This window comes from Ohtaekwangia sp. (genome assembly GCF_036786105.1).
Classification (GTDB): domain Bacteria; phylum Bacteroidota; class Bacteroidia; order Cytophagales; family Cyclobacteriaceae; genus Ohtaekwangia.
This window is the reverse complement of sequence record NZ_DAIQRQ010000012.1, coordinates 7,017-15,903: the sequence shown is the minus strand read 5'-3', so window position 1 is coordinate 15,903 and position 8,887 is coordinate 7,017. Positions and strand designations below refer to the sequence as shown.

Annotated in this window: 11 protein-coding genes; all 11 read right to left on the bottom strand. The window is 43.7% G+C overall.

What is annotated here, in order from left to right:
* Positions 1–458: 458 nt before the first annotated feature.
* Positions 459–857 (bottom strand): ExbD/TolR family protein, encoded by a 399-nt coding sequence (locus V7Q33_RS07945; RefSeq protein WP_331975873.1) that lies wholly within the window; start codon positions 855–857, stop codon positions 459–461.
* Positions 854–1,549, bottom strand: a complete 696-nt coding sequence (locus V7Q33_RS07940; protein ID WP_333819495.1) for a MotA/TolQ/ExbB proton channel family protein — start codon at positions 1,547–1,549, stop codon at positions 854–856. The genes V7Q33_RS07945 and V7Q33_RS07940 overlap by 4 nt, the downstream gene beginning before the upstream one ends.
* A 137-nt stretch (positions 1,550–1,686) precedes the next feature.
* Positions 1,687–3,324: a tetratricopeptide repeat protein gene (locus V7Q33_RS07935; protein WP_333819494.1), complete on the bottom strand. Its 1,638-nt coding sequence runs from the start codon at positions 3,322–3,324 to the stop codon at positions 1,687–1,689.
* A 107-nt stretch (positions 3,325–3,431) separates the two neighbouring features.
* Entirely contained in the window at positions 3,432–4,367 is a 936-nt protein-coding gene (locus V7Q33_RS07930) for a PstS family phosphate ABC transporter substrate-binding protein (protein WP_331975879.1), read from the bottom strand.
* A gap of 2 nt (positions 4,368–4,369) precedes the next feature.
* Positions 4,370–4,594, bottom strand: a complete 225-nt coding sequence (locus tag V7Q33_RS07925; protein ID WP_331975881.1) for a hypothetical protein — start codon at positions 4,592–4,594, stop codon at positions 4,370–4,372.
* Positions 4,594–5,397: an energy transducer TonB gene (locus tag V7Q33_RS07920; protein WP_331975883.1), complete on the bottom strand. Its 804-nt coding sequence runs from the start codon at positions 5,395–5,397 to the stop codon at positions 4,594–4,596. Before V7Q33_RS07920 ends, V7Q33_RS07925 begins: the two co-directional genes overlap by 1 nt.
* On the bottom strand, positions 5,394–5,912 hold the full coding sequence (locus tag V7Q33_RS07915) for an ExbD/TolR family protein (RefSeq protein WP_331975885.1): 519 nt from the start codon (positions 5,910–5,912) through the stop codon (positions 5,394–5,396). Before V7Q33_RS07915 ends, V7Q33_RS07920 begins: the two co-directional genes overlap by 4 nt.
* Before the next feature lie 19 nt (positions 5,913–5,931).
* Positions 5,932–6,534, bottom strand: a complete 603-nt coding sequence (locus V7Q33_RS07910) for an ExbD/TolR family protein (protein ID WP_333819493.1) — start codon at positions 6,532–6,534, stop codon at positions 5,932–5,934.
* Between the two features lie 27 nt (positions 6,535–6,561).
* Positions 6,562–7,398: a MotA/TolQ/ExbB proton channel family protein gene (locus V7Q33_RS07905; protein ID WP_331975889.1), complete on the bottom strand. Its 837-nt coding sequence runs from the start codon at positions 7,396–7,398 to the stop codon at positions 6,562–6,564.
* A 107-nt stretch (positions 7,399–7,505) separates the two neighbouring features.
* Positions 7,506–8,150, bottom strand: a complete 645-nt coding sequence (locus tag V7Q33_RS07900) for a DedA family protein (protein WP_331975891.1) — start codon at positions 8,148–8,150, stop codon at positions 7,506–7,508.
* Positions 8,151–8,256: 106 nt separating this feature from the next.
* Positions 8,257–8,610 carry a hypothetical protein gene (locus V7Q33_RS07895; protein WP_331975893.1) on the bottom strand — a complete coding sequence of 118 codons (354 nt, stop codon included), beginning with the start codon at positions 8,608–8,610 and terminating at the stop codon, positions 8,257–8,259.
* Positions 8,611–8,887 lie beyond the last annotated feature (277 nt).

The following is an 8,887-nucleotide window of genomic DNA, read 5'->3' as shown; positions in this document are numbered from 1 at the left end:
CGCTTCGGACCGAGTGCATGCGTGGCAATCATCGTTACAACGATGAACCCCATGGCGAACAGAAACATCAACGCGATCGGAAGGTATTGAGCTAAATCCTGATTTTCCATAGCGTATTTAGAATGCGGTAAATTTCGTTTTTTATCCTTCAAACTCCACAAAAGCCCAATAATAATTTACAGGTTTTTCGCGGCGATCTCTATGAAAACATTACACATCGCTTCAATGGAAAGTTCACAATCTCTCCCTGAGGAATAAGTGATGGTTATAACTCTCTATAGCGGAAGTTGATAATACGAGAGCAAGTATAGGGAAACTAAAATTCGGCAATTGTGTTTAATCAACACAATCGATATTATATAGATTGATTATAAATAACCAGGGCTATACGAGATCGGTAAATTAAAAATTGATTAGAGGTACCGTTGGATGAACGCAACGTGTATAAAAGCAACTGTCTACTTCGGCTTTTCAGTGGCAAGCACCATTCTGATTTTGTTCTTGGCACCGATTTCTACTACGCTCACAAGCTCCTGAACAGATGCTCCATACGGAATATGTACTACCACGGTAGGATCGGGCATTCCTGCGCACTGCTTAATGAGCGTGGACTCGAGTTGATCGAAGCTCACTTGCTGCTTGTTGATATAATAACGTTTGTCTTCCGTTACCACCAGGGCAATGGGCGAACGGTTAACGCTCTGGTTAGCTCCCGATTTTGGGAGCGGTACTTTTATAACGGCAGGGTTAGTAACCGTGGAAATGATCAGAAAGAACAGCAGCAAAAAGAACATGATATCGTTGAGCGAGGAGGTCGCTACTTCATGGGCAAACTGTTTCCGGTGTCTGATCTTCATGACTCAGGTGTAAGGATGGAACGCATAAAATCGAAAACATCTTTCTGCATTTTGAGCGTGAAGATATTAACGCGTTGTTGCAGAATGTGATAAGCACAATAGGAAATCACACCTACAAAAAGCCCTGCACCACTGGTGATCATTTTCTCATACAAACCTCCTGCTATAATACCGATAGTGATGTTATCGGTCTGCGAAATGTTATAGAAGATGTGAATGATACCCGAAATAGTACCAATGAACCCGAGCATAGGCGCCACACCTGCAATGATACCGAGGTAGCCCATGTTCTTTTCCATCTCTGCTACTTCAATGTTGGCTGCAGACTCCATCATACTTTCCAGTTCTTTCATCGGCTTGCCTATATGTTCCAGGCCCACCTGTATGATTTTACCGGTGGCTGATCCATCCTGTGCTGCATACATGCGTGCGCTTTTTATATCTGCATTCTTCAGGTATTGCTTGATCGATGCTACAAACTCCTTCTTCTCTTTTGTTACCGTGTTGAGGTACAGGAAGCGTTCAAAAAAGAAGTAGGTGGCAATGAAGCCCAGTATAGCGATCGGAATCATGATAACACCGCCCTTCATAACCATATCGAGCAGCGATAGAGAATCGGCAGCAGATGTAGTAATAGCAGTGGTATCCGGTGCAGATGAGATCTGTAAAAGGATAGTCGGGATGCTGAACATTGGGAAAGCGGGATTTTATTTAATGGCAATAGTAGCAATATTACTGCTACTATTACCATATATAAGGTTTTATGTCTTGAAAGCTCTGTAAAAAATCTATACTAGAACGAGGGCTTTCAAAAAGTTATTGCGTGAATTTAACGGCTACCTTGAGGCTTTGGCTTCTTTTGTTGTTGCTGTGCCTTCTTAATCGCATCCAGGTATGCAATTGCTTTTTCGTTGGTAGGATCGATAGCCTTCAGCTTTTCAAAAATCGCCTTCGCGGTTTTGAAGTCGCCTTTGGTATCATAGTAATAGCCAAGATATGAATATGCTTCAATCAGGTCAGCTTTGCTTTTATCGGGATTTGCTTCACCTATCTCCACTACTTTTTCAAAGTAAGGCTTTGCCAAAGATTGTTTCAAATCCGGATCAAGGTTGGCTACAGATCGCGCTCTCCAGGCATATACCGTTGAAATGTTTGGCTGCAGCTCTGCCAGTTGACCAAATGTAGTATCAGCTTCGTTGAACTGCTTGTTGTAGTAATATGCTTTTCCCAACGAGAACAAATCCTGCGATGAAAGCTTGGTTTTGATATCTCTCAATTGCTTATAAGAATCAATTGCATCAGGATATTTCTTCAGTTTGTAGAAAGTATCTGCAACACTTTGAGCAATCTCGGCATTTTTTTCCAGTTCAAGACTCTTCTTGAAGTTGACGATCATTAAAGAATCTTTGCCTTCTTTCTGATACATCTTTCCTACGTATACATAGTCGCTTGCCTGTATATCGGCCTGAGGAGCTTTTGAGAAATACTGCTCAAACAGTTTTTCAGCTTTTTCCAACTCGCCAGATTCTACGGCTGCATACGCTGCATACTTATATACGGTAGGCGATACATCCGGACGCTTCAGCAGCTCATCAAATATGGCGTTAGCTTTCTTGTAGTCTTTTGCCATGAAGAGGAAGAATGCATAGCGAAGTTTAGCAGGCTCAGGGCGTTCTGTTAATGAAAGATATTTCTCATACGCTTTCACCGCTTCGGCAGCCTTTTTCTGGTTGTAGTATAATTCACCAAGTTCTTTGTATGCCAGCGCATAGTTCGGGTCGGCAGCAATGGCATTTTTGAAATGCTCTTCTGCTGACGTCAGGTTTTTGGAACGCTGGTAAACTACACCAATTTTATATTGGGGAGTTCCGCTCTTGGGGTCCAGTGATGCTGCAGTTTCGAATGCACTTACTGCATCGCCACCCTTTACAAGCTTGGTATAGGTGTCGCCCAACAGAATGAATGTTTCATAGTCAGAACTGTTGATCGACTTTGCTTTTTGAAGCAGTGTTAACGCATCGTTTGTGAATTTATCGTTGGCCAGGTAAGCCATAGCCACCGCCTTCAACACAGAAACATTTTTGGATTTGGTTTGTGCCAATGCCTGATCCAACTGCGTCTTGGCTTCGGTCACATTATTTTCAAGCATACGCAGGTACCCTTTACCTGCAAGGTTCAATGCTTCTTTTGGATTTACTTCAAGACCTTTCTGAAAAGATATTTCGGCTTTCTCTTTTTCACCATTGGCAATTTGTGCGAGCCCCAGGTAATAGAGTAAAGATGCATCGGCAGGATTAGCCTTTACGGCTTCAGTCATAGTAGCAACCGCTTTGTTGGTTTGCTCGATTTCCATTTGCTGGCGCGCCTGCTTTACGGCAGGAGCTTCCTGGGCCACAGCCAATGTAGCAGCAGCGATCAGGAATAAAAACATCCCTCCGCTCCATGCTCGTTTCAGTACTTCTTTCATGAGTTTATTTTATAGTTTAGATGTTACGTAATCAAACACGGTGCCATATCCACATTCCCTGCAGATTCATCACAATCAGAGAATAAAAATGCAGGCAAATTGCACTGCTAAAATAAGGGTTGCCGATTAATTTCTACAATTCTTATCGGCATTGTAACAGGCACCAACCCGGCTTTCAAGACAATTCGTTGTCCTTTTTCGCCTGCTACAAAGGCAATAAAGCCGCTGGCCAGTCCGGTACGGGTTTCACGGCCAATCATGGTGATCTCCCGAACAAGAGGATACTGCTTCTGTGCTATGTAAGCCTGGTAAGGTTGAAAATATTCCGTGCCATCATTTGAAAGTTCGGCTATGCGAATGGCACTGGTAAATGCATTGGTGGTAGAATCGTCTGCGTCACTGATCCAGCTTACCCCTATCAACCCGATGGCATTTTCCTTCTTGGAAACATAATCCACCACGGCGGGGTTGTTCTTCACGGCAAAGCAGTTGGCAGGCAGCGAATCGATGCGCAGCGAATCTTTCAGATACCGGAGAATGCCAGAGGTTGGCTGATCGAATACAACTTCAATGGGCGAAGCTTTCGCCTTCGGGTCAAGCTGATTCCACTTGGTGATCTTGCCCGTCAGAATATCTTTTATCTGGCTAATGGTGAACGAGCTGTCTTGCGTAGCACGGTTCAGAATCAGCGCAATGCCTTCTTTGGCCACCGTAACCTGATGAGGTTTGATAGTGAGTGCCTTGAAGGTCTCCATTTCTTCACTCCGGAGTTTACGCGTTACCACCACCATCCGCGCAGTGTCCTGCAACAGCTTGGTCATAGCATCCGCCTCGGAAGTATAAATCACTTTTATATGTGCATTCTTGTAGAGCTGATGAAATGTATCGAGCTCTGTATCGAGTAACGGTTTTAACGACTCGTCTATGGCAATAGTAATGGAGCCTGACGTAGGCGTATCCAGGGGTTTACCCTTTTTATCACGCTGCGTACAGGCTCCAAGCACTAATGCTGTTATAATGAAACTATGAAAAACAATCTTCATATCTACTTCTGAAAATATCGCTGGTACACTTTAAATGCTCTGAATAAACCATACGCAATAAGAAGAATTCCTAAAGGCAGAGCATAAGGTCCATGAATATTAATGATGTCGGGGCGAGTAATCACGGCAGCGCCTATACCAATATAGGCGACTGCCATGATGAGTCCAAAGTATTTGATGACCATATCCATACCAGTCACCTTATACTCATCTGATTCCGTTTTCATCAGGTTGCCAGCTTAAACTTGATAGGCAATACGAAACGCGACTTTACAGACCGGCCGTTTTGCTTACCAGGCTTCCAGGGTGGCATCAGGTTTACAACGCGGATCGCTTCTTTATCGCATTCTGCGCTAATACCTTTTACTACCTGAGGATCGCTGATCTTACCTTCTTTATCCACCACGAAGCTCACGAATACGGATCCTTCGATACCCATTCTGCGGGCAGCGGCAGGATACTTCACGTTCTTCTGGAGGAATTTTGCCATAGCTTCCAATCCACCCGGATATTCAGCCTGTTGCTCTACCACCATGAAGATCTTGTCTTCATCGCTTTCAGTTTCCTGAACAACTTCCTGCACAGGCTCGTCAAAAACTACTTCACCTGTACCTTCGATGTTCTCAGAACCTACATCGTTTTGTTTTACTTCTTCAATGGTTGGCATCTCTTCTTCTTCCACAATTTCTTTATCCGTTACCTGCGGAGGAAGATACTTGATGATCGTCTTCACTGGAGGCGGGATATTTACCTGTGGAGGAGGAGGCGTGTTTTGAATCGGTGGAGGTGGCGCGAGGTCCGTATACTTCACAGTCTTCAAAACAGGAGCTTCTTCTTCCTGCTGTCCTTTAATCCATTCTGCGATTGCAGGACCAGCCAGTGCCAGTGCTACGGCCAGAACGGTTATGATAGCAGCGAGTATTACGTGCTTCGAATAGGACTTACGGTTCTCATACGCACCGTACTCCTTATTGCGGAATTCGAAGACTATATCTTCCCACCGCTGCGGTGTTAATTGTTCTGCTTTCATAAGTTCGATTCTTTTACAAGTTCCTTATCTGTAGGGGTGATCGGCACCAATGCATAACGCTGCATGTTGGTGATGTTCATCTCATCCAGAATATCCACCATGTTCTTATAGCGCGATTCGTCCGATGGCTTGATTAGAATAATCATGCCGGGAATCTCGGCGTTCTCCTTCATCAGCACTTTCCGGATTCCGTTTGGTGAAAAGTCTGTTAACTCCACTTTCGGATCGGTAATGCCATGATACCAATAAATCTTATCGTTCGCTCCTAAAATGAGCGTTACTACTTTCTTCTCGTTTACTTCCGGAAGCTTATCTTCCGGCTTGGGCTTCTCAGGCATGGTAATCTCCATGGTCTGAGGCTTGCTCAAAGTCGTGGTAAGCATGAAGAAGGTCAATAACAAGAAGGCCAAATCCACCATGGGCGTCATGTCAATCCTGGTTGAGGATTTCTTTGCCCGGACTTTACCACCTTTTTTATGACCACCACCGCCACCGCCTTGACTTACTTCTGCCATTTCTTGTAGGGTTTAAATGTTATGAAGGTTTAGTTCTTTCCATGTTTGTGATCAGGTTGAAGCGATTGACTTTATTATCAATCAGCGTGTTGATCACTTTCTCTACCACCGGGTAGTTTGAATCAGAGTCACCTTTAATCGCTATACGCAAACTAGGGTTTGTCATACGCGAGAAGATGATCCAGTCTTTCAACTGGTTGTTCAATGAATCAACCGGTATACCAGGCTGCTCTACATTCTTGCGCTGATCTGGCGGCATGTCGATATACTGCTTCAGGTTACCAATGGGTAATCCGAAGCTTGACATTACAGCAAATCTGGAAGCATCCTCTTCAGAGAACTGAATGTTATAGCGTTCACCCATTCTCTTTAACAGGTCGGCACGATTGTATTTACCGTCTATGCTAAAGAAAACTTTACCTTCTTTTGAAATCGTAATCAAAAGAATGTTCGTCTCCGGTATTTTAATTTCCGAAACAGACGAGGGCATATCTACTGACACCGGTTCTTCAGGCGCAGCTGTGGCAGTGAGCATAAAGAACGTCACCAGCAGGAAGCCCAAATCCACCATCGGCGTCATATCCAGCGATGGAGATGCTCTGTGTACTTTTACTTTTCCCATACGTCACTTATCCGTTTATAATTACTATTAGTGCTTGCCTTGTTGTGTAGCAGCAAAGTTCTGCACGATGCTGTAACCAGCCTCGTCGATACCATAAGTCAATGCATCGATTTTGCTCGTGAACAGGTTATAGAAAATGATCGCGATAGCGGAAGTACCGATACCAAGTGCCGTGTTGATAAGGGCTTCAGAGATACCGTTCGCGAGACCTACTGAGTCAGGAGCACCCGCTTGCGCCATAGATGCAAACGCGCGGATCATACCCAATACAGTACCTAACAGACCGATCAGTGTAGCGATAGAAGCGATGGTTGCCAGGATCACAAGGTTTTTCTCCAGCATAGGCATTTCAAGCTGAGTAGTTTCTTCAATGTCTTTCTGGATCATAGCGATTTTCTTTTCAGGCTCGATGCTGCTGCCAGATGTAGAAAGTTCATTGTATTTAGTCAAACCAGCCTTCACTACGTTTGCTACTGAACCTTTTTGCTTATCGCACTCAGCAAGTGCTTGTGTAATGTTGCCACCTGCTACGAGTGAACGAATGCGTTGTACGAAAGTCTTAACGTTACCTTTTCCTTTTGCACGGCTGATAGTCAGAGCACGCTCAATAGCGAACGTAAACACCATCAACAACAGGCCGATCGCCAGCGGTACGAGATAACCACCTTTGTAGAAGATACCGAGGAAGTCACCTTCAATTGGGTGGCCTGCAGGATCACCGCCCTGGAAGTGTGAAGGATCACCCAGAACATAGTTCCATATAATAAAACCTATAATAAGTTCGATCACGATCACGGATGCCGCAAATCCAGACTTCAGGCTCTCAGCTAAAGATGAAGAAGAAGAAGTTTGTGTAGTTTTCATAGTGAATGTTAATTGTTAATGGTTTTTAGTTTAGGAAATTTTGCGTTAGTATATTAATTAAAAGTGTGTGCAATAGTCACAGGTATTATTAAATATTTATTCAGTTCTTATTTCACTTCATTTTTACCGAAACTGTTTCTATTTCGCTGCCAGGAGATAACGAGCGGAATCGTAGTGATTAGTACCATTCCTCCTACAATTATCTCCAGGTGTTCTGTTATTGTCGGGAATGCATTCCCCAATAAGTGCCCGGCCATCACCATGACAATAATCCAGGTGGCTGCCCCTACAGCATTGAAAAAAAAGAATTTCCCAAAATCGATCCGCACCATGCCTGCTAATATAGGAACGAATGTGCGGACAATGGGCAAAAATCTTCCCATAATAAAAGCTGTCATGCCGTAGCGTTTATAAAAATCCTGTGCTACCTCCATGTATTTCTTTTTATAAAAGAAATTTTCTTTTCTGTTTTTCAAATAGTTTTCTGCCCACCGGCCAAACCCATACCCAACACACGTGCCTGCTACCGCACATACGGTAAGCAACAGTACCAACATCCACACGTTAACGGATAAGTACTCGGTATCACTCAGGATACCGGCTATGAAAAGCAGTGAGTCACCGGGAAGAAAAAAACCAAAGAACAAACCTGTTTCGGCAAAAATAATAAAGAGTAATAGTGCCAAACCACCCCACTTGATTATCTCCTCCGGATTCAGTAAGTCAACAAATAAAAAAGCTGTTGAAATCATAGCCTCTTAGCCAGTACCTCTGGCCAAAGAATTTTAAATATATAAGTTTTCGACTTGGATGTAGATTTTTTTTACAAAAGCGCAACAATAGCAAGGTCACCGGGTCTTACGGCACGTTGTAAGCAGCATGTATGTAAAAAGTATTTCGTTCAAATGAACTGATGAAGAGCGCATCGCTCATTGCGATCAGCTCACGGGGTGTATCAGTTGTTGCTGGTGGGAATACAGAGGAAAGAAGAGAAGGTTGCTGCGTTATGATCTTGCCATCGGTATCATCTGAAGACCATCCCGAACGCAACATAATTTCATGCAGCGACACCATACCTTTCAGAGGAGAATCGGCTACGTCCTGCTTATCGGGACCGATGTTGCTTTGTGAATAGACAAAAATAAAAACCAGCATCAGGCCTTCCAGAAAAAGGCTCACGATTGGTTTCATTTTCTCCATTTCACTTTTCATACTGCGGCAAATCTAAACGAAAATTTTCCAGAAATCGGTCGTTGGCCTTATTAAATATCACAAAGTGACCTCAAAACGACTATTTACGGGCAGTAGTATGGAGTTCCGTGGGTTTATTAACGTAGTGAATAACTTAATCCTAACGACAGTAAGGTTGACTTTGCCTTACCAGGATCATCGGTTTTATATATAGGAGAAAAAGATCAGGTGGCGGTAAAGTCGATACAGCTTTGACCATGCCTGGTATGTTACCTGCAAGGCTGTTATAGGTGTATAA

Excerpts from the sequence above, each read along its gene's own strand:
- V7Q33_RS07920 (WP_331975883.1), bottom strand. The coding sequence starts at position 5,397 with ATGAAAGCAGAACAATTAACACCGCAGCGGTGGGAAGATATAGTCTTC.
- V7Q33_RS07935 (WP_333819494.1), bottom strand. The coding sequence starts at position 3,324 with ATGAAAGAAGTACTGAAACGAGCATGGAGCGGAGGGATGTTTTTATTC.
- V7Q33_RS07940 (WP_333819495.1), bottom strand. The coding sequence starts at position 1,549 with ATGTTCAGCATCCCGACTATCCTTTTACAGATCTCATCTGCACCGGAT.
- V7Q33_RS07925 (WP_331975881.1), bottom strand. The coding sequence starts at position 4,594 with ATGAAAACGGAATCAGATGAGTATAAGGTGACTGGTATGGATATGGTC.
- V7Q33_RS07900 (WP_331975891.1), bottom strand. The coding sequence starts at position 8,150 with ATGATTTCAACAGCTTTTTTATTTGTTGACTTACTGAATCCGGAGGAG.
- V7Q33_RS07915 (WP_331975885.1), bottom strand. The coding sequence starts at position 5,912 with ATGGCAGAAGTAAGTCAAGGCGGTGGCGGTGGTGGTCATAAAAAAGGT.
- V7Q33_RS07930 (WP_331975879.1), bottom strand. The coding sequence starts at position 4,367 with ATGAAGATTGTTTTTCATAGTTTCATTATAACAGCATTAGTGCTTGGA.
- V7Q33_RS07910 (WP_333819493.1), bottom strand. The coding sequence starts at position 6,534 with ATGGGAAAAGTAAAAGTACACAGAGCATCTCCATCGCTGGATATGACG.
- V7Q33_RS07895 (WP_331975893.1), bottom strand. The coding sequence starts at position 8,610 with ATGAAAAGTGAAATGGAGAAAATGAAACCAATCGTGAGCCTTTTTCTG.
- V7Q33_RS07905 (WP_331975889.1), bottom strand. The coding sequence starts at position 7,398 with ATGAAAACTACACAAACTTCTTCTTCTTCATCTTTAGCTGAGAGCCTG.
- V7Q33_RS07945 (WP_331975873.1), bottom strand. The coding sequence starts at position 857 with ATGAAGATCAGACACCGGAAACAGTTTGCCCATGAAGTAGCGACCTCC.